This is a genomic window from Halomonas flagellata (assembly GCF_022487945.1).
Taxonomy (GTDB): Bacteria; Pseudomonadota; Gammaproteobacteria; order Pseudomonadales; family Halomonadaceae; genus Halomonas; species Halomonas flagellata.
The window spans coordinates 1-17901 of record NZ_JAKVPY010000010.1 but is presented as its reverse complement, the minus strand read 5'-3'; the positions used below and the strand labels follow the sequence as shown (position 1 = coordinate 17901).

General features: G+C 68.4%; 14 protein-coding genes and 1 pseudogene. 8 read left to right on the top strand and 7 right to left on the bottom strand.

Features of this window, described 5'->3' with window-relative positions:
- Position 1 precedes the first annotated feature (1 nt).
- The 5 genes from MKP05_RS21765 to leuC all read right to left on the bottom strand — a co-directional run bounded on the left by MKP05_RS21765 (position 2) and on the right by leuC (position 7528).
- The gene (locus MKP05_RS21765) at positions 2 to 2665 is read right to left on the bottom strand and encodes a FimV/HubP family polar landmark protein (RefSeq protein ID WP_276316587.1); all 2664 of its coding nucleotides are present in this window, start codon (positions 2663 to 2665) and stop codon (positions 2 to 4) included.
- A gap of 236 nt (positions 2666 to 2901) precedes the next feature.
- The gene (gene asd, locus MKP05_RS10070) at positions 2902 to 4014 is read right to left on the bottom strand and encodes an aspartate-semialdehyde dehydrogenase (protein ID WP_240568168.1); all 1113 of its coding nucleotides are present in this window, start codon (positions 4012 to 4014) and stop codon (positions 2902 to 2904) included.
- Between the two features lie 149 nt (positions 4015 to 4163).
- Positions 4164 to 5243, bottom strand: a complete 1080-nt coding sequence (gene leuB / locus MKP05_RS10065) for a 3-isopropylmalate dehydrogenase (RefSeq protein WP_240568167.1) — start codon at positions 5241 to 5243, stop codon at positions 4164 to 4166.
- Between the two features lie 179 nt (positions 5244 to 5422).
- Positions 5423 to 6076 (bottom strand): 3-isopropylmalate dehydratase small subunit, encoded by a 654-nt coding sequence (gene leuD / locus MKP05_RS10060; protein ID WP_240568166.1) that lies wholly within the window; start codon positions 6074 to 6076, stop codon positions 5423 to 5425.
- Between the two features lie 3 nt (positions 6077 to 6079).
- A complete protein-coding gene (gene leuC / locus MKP05_RS10055) occupies positions 6080 to 7528 on the bottom strand; it encodes a 3-isopropylmalate dehydratase large subunit (protein WP_240568165.1) in 1449 nt (482 codons plus the stop codon).
- 388 nt (positions 7529 to 7916) lie between these two features.
- Here leuC and MKP05_RS10050 point away from each other — a divergent pair, with 388 nt between their 5' ends.
- Positions 7917 to 8819, top strand: a complete 903-nt coding sequence (locus MKP05_RS10050) for a LysR family transcriptional regulator (protein ID WP_240568164.1) — start codon at positions 7917 to 7919, stop codon at positions 8817 to 8819.
- Positions 8820 to 8861: 42 nt separating this feature from the next.
- Positions 8862 to 10190, top strand: a complete 1329-nt coding sequence (locus MKP05_RS10045; RefSeq protein ID WP_240568163.1) for a hypothetical protein — start codon at positions 8862 to 8864, stop codon at positions 10188 to 10190.
- Between the two features lie 11 nt (positions 10191 to 10201).
- Here MKP05_RS10045 and MKP05_RS10040 read toward each other — a convergent pair whose 3' ends face one another.
- On the bottom strand, positions 10202 to 10720 hold the full coding sequence (locus MKP05_RS10040) for a zinc ribbon-containing protein (RefSeq protein ID WP_240568162.1): 519 nt from the start codon (positions 10718 to 10720) through the stop codon (positions 10202 to 10204).
- Positions 10721 to 10935: 215 nt separating this feature from the next.
- Here MKP05_RS10040 and leuS point away from each other — a divergent pair, with 215 nt between their 5' ends.
- The 6 genes from leuS to MKP05_RS10010 all read left to right on the top strand — a co-directional run bounded on the left by leuS (position 10936) and on the right by MKP05_RS10010 (position 17120).
- Positions 10936 to 13533, top strand: a complete 2598-nt coding sequence (gene leuS, locus MKP05_RS10035; RefSeq protein WP_240568161.1) for a leucine--tRNA ligase — start codon at positions 10936 to 10938, stop codon at positions 13531 to 13533.
- A 22-nt stretch (positions 13534 to 13555) separates the two neighbouring features.
- Entirely contained in the window at positions 13556 to 14047 is a 492-nt protein-coding gene (locus tag MKP05_RS10030) for an LPS-assembly lipoprotein LptE (protein ID WP_240568160.1), read from the top strand.
- Positions 14044 to 15102 carry a DNA polymerase III subunit delta gene (holA, locus tag MKP05_RS10025; RefSeq protein ID WP_240568159.1) on the top strand — a complete coding sequence of 353 codons (1059 nt, stop codon included), beginning with the start codon at positions 14044 to 14046 and terminating at the stop codon, positions 15100 to 15102. Before MKP05_RS10030 ends, holA begins: the two co-directional genes overlap by 4 nt.
- 198 nt (positions 15103 to 15300) lie before the next feature.
- Positions 15301 to 15708 (top strand): PA2779 family protein, encoded by a 408-nt coding sequence (locus MKP05_RS10020; protein ID WP_110284027.1) that lies wholly within the window; start codon positions 15301 to 15303, stop codon positions 15706 to 15708.
- A gap of 87 nt (positions 15709 to 15795) precedes the next feature.
- Entirely contained in the window at positions 15796 to 16704 is a 909-nt protein-coding gene (locus tag MKP05_RS10015) for a PA2778 family cysteine peptidase (RefSeq protein WP_439108977.1), read from the top strand.
- On the top strand, positions 16701 to 17120 hold the full coding sequence (locus MKP05_RS10010) for a DUF488 domain-containing protein (RefSeq protein WP_240568158.1): 420 nt from the start codon (positions 16701 to 16703) through the stop codon (positions 17118 to 17120). The genes MKP05_RS10015 and MKP05_RS10010 overlap by 4 nt, the downstream gene beginning before the upstream one ends.
- 503 nt (positions 17121 to 17623) lie before the next feature.
- Here the strand turns inward: MKP05_RS10010 and MKP05_RS10005 are convergent.
- Positions 17624 to 17901, bottom strand: a pseudogene (locus tag MKP05_RS10005) (tyrosine-protein kinase); the annotation flags it as partial.

The following is a 17901-nucleotide window of genomic DNA, read 5'->3' as shown; positions in this document are numbered from 1 at the left end:
TTCAGAGGTCGTGGCGGGTGATCAACTCCCGGGCTTCCTCCCGTGCCGACGGATCGTCGGAGAGATCGACCAGCTCGTGCAGCAAGGGCCGAGCCCGATCGCGCTCGCCCGCATCCAGCAGGCGGCGAGCCTCGGCCAGCCTTGACGCGGAGGAAGCGCCGGCGGAAAGCCACTCATTATCCCGATCCAGCGGCGGGAATGCCACCTCTTCGACCTCCCAGTCGTCGGGCGCCCCGGCGGGACCGCGACGCTCGTCGCCGGGCGGCTTCGGCTCCTCGTCCGAGGGGCCAGCGGGAGCGGCCGGACTGAACTCCACGCTGGGCTGCATCGGCGTCTCCTCGCGTGGCGCCGGGCTGGGGTCCAGGGCGGGCGGCCGGTAATCGATGATGTCGCGACCGAGGTCGTCGACCCGATGGGACAGCATCGGTGCGGGCGGCGGCTCGGCAGCAGGAGGCGGCTCGGGGGCAGGGGGCGGCTCGGGGGCAGGGGGCGGCTCGTCTTCGCTCGCCTCGGGGCGCGCGGCTTCCGGCGAGGCCGGGGTTGGCCGGACATCGCTTTCGGGCTCGGGCTCCGACACGGACTCGGACTCGGGCCGACGGTAGCGGGCGGCAGGATCCTCGAGCACTTCCGGCTCGGCGGCGTCGTCGGCGACTCGTTCCGCTGGCTCCCCACCAGGCTCGGATGCCGATGGGGACGGCTCCTCGTCGGGCTCGTCGAAACGCCGCGGCGGCAGCTCCGCCGGCTCGGCAAAGACGGCACGGTCGCCTCCCGCCGGCGCAGCCGAAGCGTCCTGCGGCGCGGGGTGCCGGTTCATCAGGCTCTCCACCTCGGCCAGCACCGCCGGGTCGCCGCCGGCCCGCAGGCGCATGGCCTCGCGATCGGCCTTTTCATGGTCACCCTGCTCCAGGTGGACCATCAACAGCTTCACCCTCAGGTCGTCGCGCTCGGGCTCACGCTCCAGGCTGGCCTCGAGCAGCTCACGCGCCTGATCGTAGCGGCCATAGGCGATGAAGATATCGGCCTCGTTGATCGCCTCGGCCTGGGGCATGGCGGTCCGTGCCGGCGCGGCCTCGCCCGCGTCGGCCGCCGAAGGGGTACCCACCGTGGAGCCGGCCCCGCCACCGTCCGGCGCCACCGCCTGCAGGCCGAAGGTGGTCGCCGTCTCCTCCCGGCGCCGGCGTCGCACCAGCACCCAGAGCGCCAGCAACGCGGCGAGGGCGGCGCCCCCCAGCATCAGGCTACGATCCAGCGCCCCCCGGTAGAGGGCGCTCCACCAGGGGGTCTCGGCCGGCTGCCCGCTCTCTCCCGGCAGCACCACCCCGCCCGTCCCGGGGCCGTCGCCCCCCTGCCCCCCGGCACTCAGGGCGGCCAGCTCCTCGCGCAGGGCGTCCAGCTCCTCACGCATCTGGCCGAGTTCGTCCTGCAGTTCGTCGCGCTCGTTGCGTACCGCTTCCAGGGACTGCTGGCTCTCGAGCCAGCGGGCCTCGAGGCGCAGCAAACGCTCGTCGCTGGTCAGGTCGCCACCGCCCTGGAGAGCCTGGAGCACCGTCGGGTCGATGTCGAGCCGTTCCCCGCCGGGGGTCGCGGCACCCTCCTCGTCTGCCCCCCCCTCTCCGGGCGCCGCCCCCTCCACCGAGTCGGCGGCCCGCGCCGCTTCGGCAGCCACCTCGGCATCGGTGAGCAGCGTCAGGTGTGGCCCCTCCTCCCCGCCGATCTCCGCGGGAGCCTCGACGACTGGAGGCGTCGCCGGCTCGGCCTCCTCGCCCTCCGTCGCGGCCGCTGGCTCGGCCGGGGTCGGGGTCTCGGCGGTGCCGGCCGCCGCGACGGCGGCTTCCGGCGAGACCTCCTCGCTGCCGCCCAGCGGCACACGGGCCGGTGCCCCGCTGCCACGATTGGCCCAGGCCTGGTTCATGGCCTGGACGACGCGTGCGGCGTCACCGGCGGAACGCGCGGCGATGGTGTCCCGGCCCGGCACCACCAGGGTGAAGCCGGCACGCATGGCGTTGATGTTGCCCGAGGGAAACACCTCGGGGTTGGCTTCCACCAGTGCCACCATCATCTGGTTCATGCTGATGCCGCTGTCCGGTCGCAGGCGGCCGGCCACCGACCAGAGGGTGTCGCCACTGCGCACCCAGGCCGGATCGTCGCTACCGGCCCGGGCCGCCGGACGGACGACGGGGCGTGACGTCGCCGATGGCTCCTGGCCCGGCGACGCAGCGGCGACGGAGGGCGCCGCCGGCCGTGTCGGGGTGATCAGCGCCGGCATCTGGTCATAGTCGGGCGGATCGAGCAACAGGGTCACCTCGCGCAGCTGCTGGCCGTCCGGCCAGTCGAAGCGCAGCAGCAGATCGAGCCAGGGCTCGCGCACGGGACGGTCGGTGGTCAGGACCAGCACCAGCCGGCCCTCGCGCTGCTCGACGGCCAGCCGCACGCTGGCCGCTAGCGGCGTACGAGCCAGGCCGGCAGCCGAGAAGGCCCGCTCATCGGCCACCGAGACGTTGAGCAGTCCCGCCTGCATCCCGGCGGTATCCGTCAGGGGGATACTGGCACGCAACGGGGCATTGAGCGTAGAGCGCACGTCGGTCTCGCCCAGCCCCAACCCCAGCGCCAGGGGGCTGGTGGCAGAGAGCGAGAGCAGCATGGCGAGAGTCAGCTTGCGTTTCATGGCGTTCCCTTGCTTCTCCCGGCTGGCCGGGTCGTCGGGCAGCGGGTGAAATGATTAGTCTCGTTATGATCTTTATGTATCACAAACCTGGCCCCGTGCGCCTGTTCCGGATCATGCTTGATGCCGTGCCTTTCAACGTAAGCCAGAACGAGGCGTTCCCGCGAATCCGCCATTCCACGAGAAAAAACGGGGCGTCTCCCGAAGGAGGCGCCCCGTGGTGGCCATGCCGGCAAGGCTTATTGCTCGCGCAGGATCTTCAGCATCCGCTTGAGCGGCTCGGCCGCGCCCCACAGCAGCTGGTCGCCGACGCTGAAGGCGGAGAGGTACTCGCCGCCCATGGCCAGCTTGCGCAGCCGGCCCACGGGCACGCTCAGGGTGCCGGTGGCGGCCGCCGGCGTCAGGCCGGCGATGGTGGCGTCCTTGTCGTTGGGAATCACCTTGACCCAGTCGTTGTGCCTGGCCAGGCGGTCCTCGATCTCATCGATCGGTACGTCCTTCTTCAGCTTGATGGTGAAGGCCTGGCTGTGGGAGCGCATGGCACCGATGCGCACGCAGAGCCCATCGATGGGGATCGGGTTGTCCTGCAGGCCGAGGATCTTGTTGGTCTCGACACTCCCCTTCCACTCCTCCTTGCTCTGGCCATTGTCGCGCTTGACGTCGATCCAGGGCAGCAGGCTGCCGGCCAACGGCGCACCGAAGTTGTCGGTGGGGAAGTCGCCGCTGCGCATGGCCGCGGTGACCTTGCGGTCGATGTCGAGGATCGCGCTGGACGGATCGGCCAGTTCGGCGGCCGCGCTGTCACGCAGCGCGCCCATCTGGTTGAGCAGTTCGCGCATGTGCTTGGCGCCGGAGCCGGAGGCGGCCTGATAGGTCATGGAGGTCATCCACTCGATCAGGTCGGCCTCGAACAGGCCGCCGAGGCCCATCAGCATCAGGCTGACGGTGCAGTTGCCGCCGACGAAGGTCTTCGCCCCTTTGGCCAGCTGGGCATCGATGACGTGACGGTTGACCGGGTCGAGGATGATGGTCGCCTCGTCCACCATGCGCAGGGTGCTGGCGGCGTCGATCCAGTAGCCTTTCCAGCCGGCGCCACGCAGGTCGGCGTAGACCTCCTTGGTGTAGTCGCCGCCCTGGCAGGTGATCACCACGTCCAGCGCCTTGAGGGCCTCGAGGTCGAAGGCGTCCTTGAGCGGAGGCACGTCGACGCCGACGTCGGGGCCGGCCTGGCCGACCTGGGAGGTGGTGAAGAAGACCGGCTCGATGCCATTGAAATCCCCGTCTTCCACCATGCGCTGCATGAGCACCGAGCCCACCATGCCGCGCCAACCGACGAAACCGACTTTCAACATGTGAAGTCCTCCTGAAATTGAATGTGGTCCATATTATACAGGAAGCCGGAAGGGATCGCAGGCTCACGCCAAGGCAGGACTAGTGCCGATGGACAGACCGCTCGGGGCTGATCTGGCGGCAAGCCTGCGAAATGCGATAACCCTTGAGCCTATTGGGCCTCGAAGGCCGCCAGCACGGCGTCACCCATCTCCGTGGTGGAGACGGTGCGAGTGCCTGCCGAGGCAATATCCGCGGTTCGCAGACCGTCGTCCAGCACCCTGCCCACGGCGGCCTCGATGCGCTCGGCGAGCACGGGCTCGTTCAGCGAATAGCGCAGCATCATGGCCACCGAGAGGATGGTCGCCAGCGGGTTGGCGACATTCTGGCCGGCGATGTCCGGAGCGCTGCCGTGGCAGGGCTCGTACATGCCCTGGCCGGACTCGTTGAGCGAGGCCGAGGGCAGCATGCCGATGGAGCCGGTGAGCATCGCCGCGGCGTCCGAGAGGATGTCGCCGAACATGTTGCCGGTGACGATCACGTCGAACTGCTTGGGGGCCCGCACCAGTTGCATGGCGGCGTTGTCGACATACAGGTGCGAGAGCTCGACGTCGGGATACTCCGGTGCCAGGCGCTCCATTACCTCGCGCCACAGGATGGTGACCTCGAGCACGTTGGCCTTGTCGACGCTGCAGAGCTTCTTGTGGCGCTTGCGAGCCATCTCGAAGGCCACGCGACCGATACGCTCGATCTCGGACTCGGCGTAGACATAGGTGTTGAAGCCCACCCGCTCGCCGTCGCGCTCCTCGATGCCGCGGGGCTGGCCGAAATAGATGCCGCCGGTCAGCTCGCGCACGATCATGATGTCCAGCCCCGACACCACCTCGGGCTTGAGGCTCGAGGCGTCGGCGAGCTGCGGGTAGAGGATCGCCGGACGCAGGTTGCCGAACAGGCCGAGGTTCTTGCGCAGGCCGAGCAGGCCCTTCTCGGGGCGCTTGGCCAGGTCCTCGATGGTGTCCCACTTCGGGCCGCCCACGGCGCCCAGCAGGATGGCGTCGGCACCCCTGGCCTTCTCCAGGGTCGCGGCCGGCAGCGGCTCGCCATGGGCGTCGTAGGCGCTGCCGCCGACCAGGGCCTCTTCGACCTCGACGTCGAGGCCGCGGGCCTGGCAGGCGGCCAGCACGCGGCTGGCCTGGGCGGTGATCTCGGGACCGATGCCATCGCCCGGCAGTACCAGAATCTTCTGTGTCATGGTTTCGTCCTTGTGCCGTCACAGCCAGCAGGGCAACAGGAGGGGCGCCGGGGGCAGGCCGAAGAGGAGGTCATTTGCCATGGATGGCAAATGTAGCGCCCAAGGAAGGGTTCACAGCGCCTCCTCGCAGGCCTGCCGCCGGATCAGCCCCGTCACCCGGCCGATGCAACGAGTTTGTATCAAGCCTGAGCGGTATCGCGGAACAACCAGGGGCGCGCCTGCCGATGCTTCTCTTCGAAGGCGCGAATCGCCTCCTCGTCCTTCAGGGTCAGGCCGATGTCGTCGAGCCCCTCGAGCAGGCAGTGCTTGCGGAAGGCATCGACCTCGAACTCGAGAACCTCGCTCGTGGGCGTGACGACCCGCTGGTTCTCGAGGTCCACGTCGAGCCGATAACCCTCGCTGGCCTCGACCTCCTTGAACAGGCGATCCACCGTCTCCTCGGGGAGGGGGATCAGCAGGATGCCGTTCTTGAAGGCGTTGTTGTAGAAGATGTCGGCGAAGCTCGGGGCGATCACCACCCGGAAGCCGAAGTCCTCCAGCGCCCAGGGAGCATGCTCCCGCGAGCTGCCGCAGCCGAAGTTGCGCCGGGTCAGCAGGACGCTCGCGCCCTGGTAGCGCGCCTGGTTGAGCACGAAGTCGGGATTCAGCGGGCGCTTCGAGCAGTCCTGGCCGGGCTGGCCCTCGTCGAGATAGCGCAGCTCGTCGAACAGGTTGACGCCGAAGCCGGTGCGCTTGATCGACTTCAGGAACTGCTTGGGGATGATCAGGTCGGTGTCGACGTTGGCCCGGTCGAGCGGCGCAACGAGGCCTTCGAGACGTTCGAACTTCTGCATGGCTCAGGCCTCCTGCACGGATGATTGAGAGTCGTCGATGCTCCGCACATCGACGAAGTGGCCGGCGATGGCCGCCGCGGCGGCCATCGCCGGGCTGACCAGATGGGTGCGCCCACCGTAGCCCTGGCGCCCCTCGAAGTTGCGGTTCGAGGTGGAGGCGCAGTGCTCGCCGGTGCCGAGCTTGTCGGCATTCATGGCCAGGCACATGGAGCAGCCCGGCTCGCGCCACTCGAAGCCCGCCTCGGTGAAGATCTTGTCGAGCCCCTCGGCCTCGGCCTGGCGCTTCACCAGGCCGGAGCCCGGCACCACCATGGCCAGCATGATGGAGTCGGCCACCTTCTTGCCCTTGGCCACCTTGGCCGCCTCGCGCAGGTCCTCGATGCGCCCGTTGGTACAGGAGCCGATGAACACCTTGTCGAGGCGGATATCGGTGATCCTCTGCTTCGGCGCCAGCCCCATATACTCCAGGGCCCGCACATAGCTACGCTGGACGGTCTCATCGGGGGCCTCGGCCGGATCGGGCACCTCGCCGGAGACCCCGGTGACCATCTCGGGGCTGGTGCCCCAGCTCACCTGTGGCTCGATCGCCGCGGCGTCGAGCTCCACCACCTTGTCGAAGGCGGCGTCGTCATCGGAGACCAGGTGGCGCCAGTCGGCCACGGCGGCATCCCACTGCTCGGCGGTCGGGGCAAAGGGCCGTTCGCGCAGATACTCGATGGTGGTGTCGTCGACGCCGATCAGGCCCACCCGGGCACCGGCTTCGATGGCCATGTTGCATACCGTCATCCGTCCCTCCATGGTGAGATCGCGGATGGCGCTGCCGGCGAACTCGATGGCATAGCCGGTGCCGCCGGCGGTGCCGATGCGGCCGATGACGGCCAGCACGATGTCCTTGGCGGTGACACCGGTGCCGAGCCTGCCCTCCACCCGTACCTGCATGTTCTTCATCTTCTGGGCCAGCAGACACTGGGTCGCCAGCACGTGCTCGACCTCGGAAGTGCCGATACCATGGGCGAGCGCCGCAAAGGCGCCATGGGTGGCGGTGTGGGAGTCGCCGCACACCACCGTCATGCCCGGCAGGGTGGCGCCCTGCTCGGGGCCCACCACGTGCACGATGCCCTGGCGCGCGTCGTTGATGCGGAATTCCTCGATGCCGAAGGCTTCGCAGTTGTCGTCCAGGGTCTGCACCTGGATCAGCGAGACCGGATCCTTGATGCCGGCATTGCCTTCGGCGCGCTCGATCACGGTGGTCGGCACGTTATGGTCCGGGGTCGCCAGGTTGGCATCGAGGCGCCACGGCTTGCGGCCGGCCAGGCGCAGCCCCTCGAAGGCCTGGGGCGAGGTCACCTCGTGGAGCAGCTGGCGGTCGATATAGATCAGCGCGGTACCGTCGTCGCGCTCCTTGACGAGGTGCTGCGACCACAGCTTGTCGTAGAGTGTCTGGCCTGCCATGTCGTTCTCCCGGGCCTTCGGCCCTCTTAGCTGAATCCGGTCGTTTGCTGCCTTTCGCGGCTCTTCCGTCGACAGGGCGTCGCGGAGGCGCTGTAAACCCATCCCTGGGCGCTACATTCTTCATCCATGAAGAATGACCTCCGCTTCGCTCTGTCCCCGGCGCCGCTCGGGCTTGGCCCGCGGGTCCCTATGGGGTCAGACCCCGGCGGTGTCGTGTACGCTCGAAACCTGCATCACGGCAGGCTTCGTGACTCGGCTGGGGTCTGACCCCATAGGGGCAGCCTCAGCGTATGCATGCAGTGTCCTGCGACTCGCCCATAAAATCAATTCATGTTATTTATTGAATGGATTCCACATTGGAATCTCAGCGCCATGCCGGAGCCGAACCATGGATACCCAGAGCCTTCAGGCCTTTCTCGCCGTGGCCGACAGTGGCAGCTTTTCCCGGGCCGCCGAACAGCTTCACCTGACCCAGCCGGCGGTGAGCAAGCGCATCGCCGTGCTCGAGGGCCAGATCGATGCCCGGCTGTTCGACCGCATTGGCCGGCGCGTCACCCTCACCGAGGCCGGCCGGCTCCTGCTGCCCCGGGCCCGGCAGATCCTGGTGATGGTGGACGACAGCCGCCGGGCCCTGGGCAACCTCGCCGGCGACGTGGGCGGCAGCCTGACGCTCGCCACCAGCCACCATATCGGGCTGCACCGACTGCCGCCGCTACTCAAGGCCTATACCCGCCGGCATCCCGGGGTGCGCCTTGACCTGCACTTCCTGGATTCCGAGCAGGCCTACCAGGGGGTGCTGGACGGCGAGCTGGAGATCGCCGTAGTGACCCTCGCCCCGCACCCCGACGAGCATCTCGAGGTGGTGCCGATCTGGATCGACCGGCTCTGCTTCGTCTGTGCCCCCGACCACCCCCTGGCCGGCCGTGAGCGCCTGACGCTCCACGAGCTCTGCGAGTTCGATGCCGTACTGCCCGGTCCGCTGACGTTCACCCGCACCCTGATCGAGGCACGCTTCGCCGCTGTCGGCCTCACCCTGCCCGTGGCGCTCTCCACCAACTACCTCGAGACCCTGAGGATGATGAGCGCCATCGGCCTGGGCTGGAGCCTGCTTCCCGAGGGCCTGGTGACCAGCGAGCTGCGGGTGCTGACGGTCGACCATCCACCCATCCACCGCCCCCTGGGCTATCTGGTGCACCAGAGCCGTACCCTCTCCAACGCCGCCCGGGCCATGATCGACGAGCTGGAGGCCGCCCGCGAGCCCGGCGCCAGCGAGTGGCGGGACAGGCGCTGAATTGTTTAGGCTGCTCAGCATATCTTCCGGAGCCCCGCCACCGTGACCGACAGCGACGCCAGCCCTCCCCCGTTCCGCCATGCCCTGGCCGGCGGCCTGATCCTCGCCGGGCTGGTGCTGCAGGTGCTGCGCTTCGCCGGGCTGCCGATCGCCCCCCAACCGGTGAGCTACGGCTTCTGGCTGGCGGTGCTGCTGCTCTGGCCCGACCTGCCGCGGCGCACGCGCCGTCAGGCCGGCGCCCTGGCGGGCATCGGGCTGGGGCTGCTGATCGTGGCGCAGTGGCGGTATGGCGCCTATGTCGCCTGGCCGCGCACGCTCGACGGCAACAGCTATGTGGTGGCGATGCTGGTGGGCGTGAGCTTCATCGGACTGATCGGCAACCGCCGCGGCAACGTCCGCCCCCTGGGGCACCCGGTGACCGGTGGGCGTGGCATCGCCGGCACCTGGCTGGGCGTGCACCTGCTCGGGGCGATCCTCAACCTCTCCACGGTCTTCATGATCGGCGACCGGCTGCAGCGCAACGGCCCGCTGACCACGCCCCAGCTGCTGGCCCTCAACCGCGGGCTGTCGAGCGCCGCGCTCTGGTCGCCCTTCTTCGCCTCCATGGGGGTGGTGATGACCCTCGCGCCCGAGATGCGCTTCTCGACCGTGGTCGCCTTCGGGCTACCACTGGCGCTGTGCGCGGGGGGGCTCAGCCTGGTGGACCTGTCGCGCCGCTTCGACCTCGCGGAGACCGCGGGCTTCTCGCTGTCGCCGTCGAGCCTGCTGATGCCGGTCTCGATGGCCGCCCTGGTGATGCTCTTCCACTACGGGCTGACGCCGGGACTCAGCATCGTCAGCATCATCACCTTCCTGCTGCCCGCCGTGGCGCTCGCCTCCAACCTGCCGAAGGGGCCGCGCTGGACGCTGCGACGGGTGCGGCTGCACAGCCTGCATCGGCTGCCGGCGATGCGCGGGGAGATCTCGCTGTTCCTCTGTGCGGGGCTGCTGACCCAGGGGCTCTCCACCTTCATCGCCGCCACCACCGGCAGCGAGTGGACGCTCTTCGTCCGTTTCGGCCCCCTCGAGGCAGTGGCGAGCTTCCTCGCCATCGTCGCCAGCGCGGTCCTCGGCCTGCATCCCATCATCGGCGTCTCGGTACTGGCCTCGATGCTGGAGCTCGATGCCGGCCGCCAGACGCTGTTCGCCTTCGTGGCGCTGGCGTCCTGGGCGGTGGGCACCAGCGTCGGCCCCCTGTCGGGCATCAACCTCTCCCTCCAGGGGCGCTATGGCGTCAGCGGCTCGCGGATGATGCGCCAGAATCTCGGCTATGCGGCGGCGATGGCCGTGCTGGTCGTCGCGGCCATCCTGGGGCTGGACGCCTGGCTATAGGGGGTTTGCGGTCACTCCAGCGGCGCACGCGCAAAGTAACGGTGGCCACACTGGTGGCAGGGCCCGATGCGCGCCACCCCCTCCAGGTTGACCACGGCACCGCAGTGCACGCAGGCCATGCGCCCGGGGGCCGCCATCTCGCCCTCGCAGTAGTCGGCGCGGGCGGCCTCCAGGTCCTCCTCGAACCGCTCGCGCTCGATCCGGCTGCGATCGGCGATGGAGAACAGCGACTCCACCACCTTGCGTGACAGCATGGAGAGATCGATGCCGAGCCAGGTCGCCACGCTCTCGCCGCCGGCCCCCAGGTAGCGGCGCATCTCCTTGAGGTCGCGCTCGACCCAGGCACGCAGCAGCGACAGCTCGTCCTTGGTGAACTCCTCCAGCTCGGCCTCGAACTCCACCGCGTCGTCGAGCTCCTGCTGCAGGTTCTCCCAGGTCAGCTCGTGGGCGCCCTCCTTGATGCGGCCCAGCATGCGCTCGTAGCCTTCGCGCAGGCGGCGGTCGTGACGGGGATCCTTCTGCTCGCTCATGATCTGCTCCTTCCGTTCTCGAGGCGATGGGCCCGGGCATAGCCGGACCCTGCCGTGCTGGGGTATCCTTGCCTACCATTTAGACGACATCCTGCCGGCAGTTCAATGTCTTGACGCATCTTGGCGACGGGACCATGACACCGGACAATGCCCGTTTTGACCCGCGCAGCGCCCGCAAGCGGTGCGCCTGACTTGCAAGGTACCCCTAGACAGCGATGGACGCACAGTACAAGCCCTTCGATATCGAACGCGATGCCCAGCAGTTCTGGGACCAGCACCAGTGCTTCAAGGCGGTGGAGGATGCCAGCCGCGAGAAGTTCTATTGCCTGTCGATGTTCCCCTACCCCAGCGGCAAGCTGCACATGGGGCATGTGCGCAACTACACCATCGGTGACGTGGTCTCGCGCTTCCAGCGCATGCAGGGCAGGAACGTCATGCAGCCCATGGGCTGGGACGCCTTCGGGATGCCCGCCGAGAACGCCGCCATCCAGAACCGGGTGCCGCCGGCCAAGTGGACCTACGACAACATCGACTACATGCGCCGCCAGCTGAAGGCGCTGGGCTTCGCCTACGACTGGAGCCGCGAGTTCGCCACCTGTGACAGCGACTACTACCGCTGGGAGCAGTGGTTCTTCACCAAGCTGCTGGAGAAGGGCCTGGTCTACAAGAAGATGTCCACCGTCAACTGGGACCCGGTCGACCAGACCGTGCTGGCCAACGAGCAGGTGATCGACGGCTGCGGCTGGCGCTCCGGCGCCCCGGTGGAGCGCAAGGAAATCCCGCTGTGGTTCCTCAAGATCACCGACTACGCCGAGGAGCTGCTGGCCGATCTCGACAAGGTGGAGTGGCCCGAGCAGGTCAAGACCATGCAGCGCAACTGGATCGGCAAGTCGCGGGGCGTAGAGATGGCCTTCGACATCGCCGACCACGACGGCGACGCCTTCGAGCCGCTGCGTGTCTACACCACGCGCCCCGACACCCTGCTGGGGGTGACCTATGTGGCCGTGGCCGCCGGCCATCCGCTGGCCAAGGCGGCCGCCGAGGGCAATGCCGAACTCGCGGCCTTCCTCGAGGAGTGCTCCCACGGCGGCACCTCGGAAGCCGAGCTCGCCACCATGGAGAAGAAGGGCATGCCCACCGGCCATGTGGCGGTGCATCCCCTCACCGGCCGCGAGCTCCCGGTCTTCGTGGCCAACTTCGTGCTCATGGAATACGGCACCGGCGCGGTGATGGCGGTGCCCGGCCACGACCAGCGCGACTGGGAGTTCGCCAGCAAGTACGGCCTGCCCATCGAGGCGGTGATCGCCGACGAGAGCGGGCAGGCCCCGGACCTTTCCGTGGGTGCCCATGACGACTACGGCATCCTGATCAATTCCGGCGAGTTCGACGGCCTCGACTTCCAGGCCGCCTTCGACGCCATCGCCGCCAAGCTCGAGTCGCTCGGTCGCGGCGAGGTGAAAACCAACTTCCGCCTGCGCGACTGGGGCGTGGCGCGCCAGCGCTACTGGGGCGCGCCGATCCCGGTCAAGTACGGCCCGGAAGGCCAGACCGTGCCGCTCACCGACGACGAGCTGCCCGTCGCCCTGCCCATGGAGGTCACCGTCGACGCCTCCGGCTCGCCGCTGAAAAAGATGCCGGAATTCTCGGACCTCGGCGACGGCTGGGTTCGCGAGACCGATACCTTCGACACCTTCATGGAGTCCTCCTGGTACTACGCGCGCTTCTGCTGCGCCGACAACCCGGAAGCGATGCTCGACGAGCGCGCCAACTACTGGCTGCCGGTGGACCTCTACATCGGCGGCATCGAGCACGCCATCCTCCACCTGCTCTACGCACGCTTCTTCCACAAGCTGATGCGCGACTTCGCCCTGGTCGATTCCGACGAGCCCTTCCAGCAACTGCTGACCCAGGGCATGGTGATCGCCGAGACCTTCTACCGCACCACCGAGAACGGCGGCAAGGAGTGGTTCAACCCCGCCGACGTCGAGGTCAGGCGCGACGACAAGGGCCGCCCGATCAGTGCCGTCCTGATCGCCGACGGCCAGCCGGTGGAGATGGGCGGCATCGAGAAGATGTCCAAATCGAAGAACAACGGCGTCGACCCCCAGTCGATGATCGACCGCTTCGGTGCCGACACCGTGCGCCTGTTCATGATGTTCGCCGCCCCCCCCGAGCAGTCGCTCGAGTGGTCCGACTCCGGTGTCGAGGGTGCCAACCGCTTCCTCAAGCGCCTGTGGCGACTGGTCAGCGAGCACCTCGACGCCGGTAGTCCCGGCACGCTCGACGTCAACGCCCTGACCGACGCCCAGCGCGAGCTGCGGCGCAAGACCCACGAGACCATCAGGAAGGCGAGCGACGACATCGGCCGACGGACCACCTTCAATACCGCCATCGCCGCGGTGATGGAGCTCTCCAACGCCCTGTCGCGCTTCCACAACGACGGCGACGACGACGCCTCGCCCCAGGGCCTGGCCGTGGCCCGCGAGGCCGTGGAGGCCTGCGTGCTGCTGCTGGCACCGATCACCCCGCACGCCTGCCACGCCCTGTGGCGCGAGCTCGGCCATGACGAGCCGGTCATCGATGCCGCCTGGCCGGTGCACGACGAGTCGGCCCTGGCCCGCGACAGCATCGAACTGGTGGTCCAGGTCAACGGCAAGCTGCGCGCCCGTATCGAGGTGGCCGCGGATGCCGACAAGGCCGCCGTCGAGGCCCGGGCGCTCGCCGCCGAGAACGTGCAGCGCCATACCGAGGGCAAGACGATCCGCAAGGTGATCGTGGTGCCCGGCAAGCTGGTCAATGTCGTGGTGGGCTGAGCAGCGAGACAGGGAGAGACCCATGCAGCGCCGAACCTTTCTACACCTCGGACTGGCCGCCGGCACTTCCCTGGCGCTGGCCGGCTGCGGCTTCCACCTGCGCGGCCTGGCCACCCCCGAGGCGGTGCTCCCCGAGCTCGCGCTCGCCGGCCCCGACAGCGACCTCGCGCGGCTGACGGTCGAACGCCTCGCGTCCGCCGGCACCCGGGTCCACGATGGCGCCCCCCTGGCCCTCAACCTGGGCGACGAGACCTTCCGTGAACGGCGCCTGGGCGTGCTCGAGAGTGGCCCCCGCGAGCTGGAAATGGAACTGACGGCGCCCTTTTCGGTGCAGCGCCGCAGCGACGGCGCCTACCTGCTCGACCAGCAGCGGCTCGAGGTCAGCACCCGCTTCACGGTGACCGACGACAACCTGCTGGCCCAGGATGACATCCGCGCGGAGACGCGCGACCGGCTTCGCCGGGAGGCAGTGACCCGTCTCCTCGACCGGCTCCGGGCGATGACCGACGCATGAAGATCTATGCCGACAAGCTGCCCGAGGCGCTGACGAAGAAGTTGCCGCCGGTGGTGATCGTCGCCGGCGACGAACCCCTGCAGCATATGGAAGCCTGTGATGCGGTGCGTGGCGCGGCACGAGACGCCGGCATCGAGGAGCGAGAGATCCTGCCTGTGGAAGCCAATTTCGCCTGGGGACGACTGCGGGAGGCGTCCGCCAGCCTGTCGCTGTTCGCCTCGCGCAAGCTGATCGAACTGCGCCTGGCCGGCAGCAACCTGGGCCAGGAGGGCGGCAAGGCACTGAAGGAGTACGTGGACGGGCTCGGGGACAGCGACAACGTGCTGCTGATCGCCATGGGCAAGCTCGACTTCCGCCAGCAGAAGAGCGCCTGGTTCCAGGCCCTCGACAAGGCCGGGCTGTTCGTGCCGGTGTGGCCGGTGGATGCCTCGCGGCTGGGCTTCTGGCTACGCGACCGGGCCAGCCGCCACGGCCTGACCCTCGAGCTGGACGCCGCCCGCCTGCTCGGCGAACGCACCGAGGGCAATCTGCTGGCCGCCGACCAGGAGCTGCAGAAGCTGGCGCTGCTGGTGCCTCCCGGCACTCGCGTCTCGCCCCGGGAGATCGCCGGCGGGGTGGAGGACAGCGCCCGCTACGACGTCTTCACCCTGGTCGATGCCTGCCTCAGGGGCGAAAGAGCGAGGGTCTCCCGCATCATGGCCGGACTGCGCGGCGAAGGCGTCGAGACGCCCATCATCCTCTGGGCCCTGACCCGCGAACTGCGCACCCTGCTCTCGCTGCACCAGCACCTGGACCAGGGACAGAGCTTCGAGCACGCCTGCAAGTCGCAGAAGCCGGCGATCTTCGAAAAGCGCCGCCCCGCCTATCAGCAGGCCCTGGCTCGCCTGCCGGTGAAGCGCCTGCACAAGCTACTGCTGTTCGCCCAGCGCCTCGATCTCGCCATCAAGGGCGCCTCGCGACTGCCGGTCCAGGACGGCCTGCACGACCTCGCCCTGACCCTCGCCGGAGGGCGCGGGTTGCTCGCCGAACTGCCCTCCTCCTACCGTATCGCCTGACGATGCGTACGCCGGAGGGCACACTGCCCTTGCCCCGACGCCATCCGTTGATGCCAACGGCATGAAACTCCAGGCCATTTTTGCCTATACTGGTGACGCATCGTTGCATGCACGTCTCGACCGCTGCCTCGCTTGGACGCGACGCGTGGATCATCAAGGAGCCGGAAGCCAAACCCAAGAAGAAGGAACACCACGATGATGAAGAAGATCTGCCGTTACCTCAGCCCGCTGCTCATCGCCGCCCTGGTGCTGGGCAGTCTCCCCGTTGCCGCGGCTCCCCAGGCCACGCCGGGCAGCGACCTGATCTCCACCCAGGCGGCCCTGAACGCCGAGCGACCCCAGACCGACCGCGAGCGGATCCACGAGATCCTCGCCCGCGAGGAGGTCCAGCAACAGCTCGTCGCCCAGGGCGTGGACCTCGCGGAGGTGGAAGCGCGCGTCGCCGCCCTGTCCGACGAGGAAGCCGCCCAGATGGCCGAACAACTCGAGCAGCTCCCAGCCGGCGCCGGCGTCGGAAGTGTCGTCGGAGCGCTGTTCGCCGTCTTCGTGATCCTGCTGGTCACCGATATCCTCGGCCTGACCAACGTCTTCCCCTTCACTCGCTGACCGGGGAGTCCCATGACACCACGCCGTTCACGGCAGCACTTGCATGACGCCTCAAGGAACGCCCGCCCTGCGGGCGTTCTCGCCTTGGTGCTGCTGACACTCCTGCTGGCCGGCTGTGCCGGTACGCCGCAGTTGGCCGAGTCCACCCGGGAGCGACTGCCGCGTCAGGCGTCAGTCGAAACGGTTCCCTTCCATGCCCAGCGCGACTACCAGTGCGGTCCCGCCTCCCTGGCCATGGTCCTCAATGCCGAGGGTGTGGAGGTGGGGGTCGACACCCTGATTCCCCAGGTCTTCACGCCCCGTCGGGAGGGAAGCGTCCAGCCCGAGATGCTCGCCACCGTGCGCCGACACGGTCGCATCCCCTTCGTCATCGACAATCGCCTCGATGCGCTGCTGACCGAGATCGATGCCGGCCACCCCGTGCTGGTGATGCAGAACCTCGCCCTGCCGGCCTGGCCGATGTGGCACTATGCCGTGGCCATCGGCTATGACCTGGACGCCAAAGAGCTGATCCTGCACAGTGGCGAAGAACCCGAGCGGATCGAGTCCTTCCGTCGTTTCGATGCCACCTGGGCGCGCAGTGACCGCTGGGCCTTCGTCGCCCTGCCCCCCGGCACACTCCCCGCGGGGGTCGCCGAAGACCGCGCCATGGAGGCGATCTCCGCCTACGAACGACTGCATGGCGCGGAGGCCACCCGGCCCGCCTGGGAGGCCCTGGTCGAGCGCTTTCCCCGGGCCGCCCTGGGCCACTTCGCCCTGGGCAATGCGCGGCATGCCACGGGCGATGCCCAGGGGGCCATCCGGGCCTTCCAGCGCGCCGTGGCGGTCCAGCCGGAGCTCGCCGTGGCCTGGCTCAACCTGGGCCTGGTGCTTCGCGACCAGGGTGACAGGAATGCCGCCCGCCATGCCCTGCGCCGCGCCGCCGCCCTGCCCGGCCACTGGCAGCCCCGTGCCCGGGAGGCGTTGACCGGCCTGGAGGAGGAAACCCTGTCATGAGCTACGATATCGTCCTCAAGCGCATCTACCGCCCCGCCGAGCCGGAGGATGGCGCCCGGGTCCTGGTCGACCGCCTCTGGCCGCGTGGCAAGCGGCGCGAGAGCCTGGCACTGACCGACTGGTATCGGGACGCCTCGCCATCACCGGCACTACGCCGCCAGTACCACCTGGGAGAGATCAGTCATGCCGTCTTCGCCGCCCGCTATCGCGGCGAACTGCGTGACGACCCCGACTGCCTGATCCCGCTGATGCGCCACGCCCGGCGCGGGCGGCTGACCCTGCTCTCGGCCGCCAGGGAGCTGGACGACTCCCATCTGCCCATCCTGCGCGAAGCGCTGCTCCAGGCGCTCGAGGCCGAGGACGCCGAGGAGCGCGAACTCACCTCGCCGCCGTGCTTCAAGGGACAAATCAGGTAGTAAGCGACTACGCCCAGCAGATGGGGCAGAAATGGGGGCAATACCGAAAGAAAATGGCGCGAGGAGCCATTACACTACCTCGCGCATCCTGGAGCGCGGCAGATGTGCTTCGCAGTCGACACAGAAGTAGAATCGCTCGATATGCAAGGCGCGCTCCCACCAACGTTGCTTGACCTTGTAGACACCAAATCCCCTGCATCGTGGACATTGCAAAAGCATGGAACCTCCATGCGGCACCAAGCCTCCACATGAAGGCATATGCCACCTCTCCGGCCGCTCTCTCGCTCCCGAATCCCGAATAAAGAAATAATATAGGCCGCCCGGCAATTCAATCAGCTCGGCGGTCCATATTTTTCATACCCGAGTTCCCCGGTGGCAAACCGATGACCTTACGTAGCCATTCGGAAAAGGTATCCGGCCCCCAGGCACCGGCCTGTCCAGCAGCGCTATGCCGAGCCCTCCTCGGGTCGGCCGGTGCCTCGACGGCGATCCCCAATGGCCCCTCACTTGTAGGAGTAGTGGTAATACCCATAGCCATACCGGGTGGCTGCCTTGCGCACCATGGCATTGAGAATCGCCCCCTTCACCGTCACCCCCGCCGTCTCCAGCCGCCTGACCGCCAGCTGCACCTCCCGCAGCGGGTTCACCTGGAAGCGCGCCACCAGCAGCGTGGTACCACACTGCGCGCCGATCACCGCGGCATCCGTCACCGCCAGCACCGGCGGGGTGTCGACGATCACCAGGTCGTAACGCTCGCCCACCGCGTCGAGGAAGCGGCTGA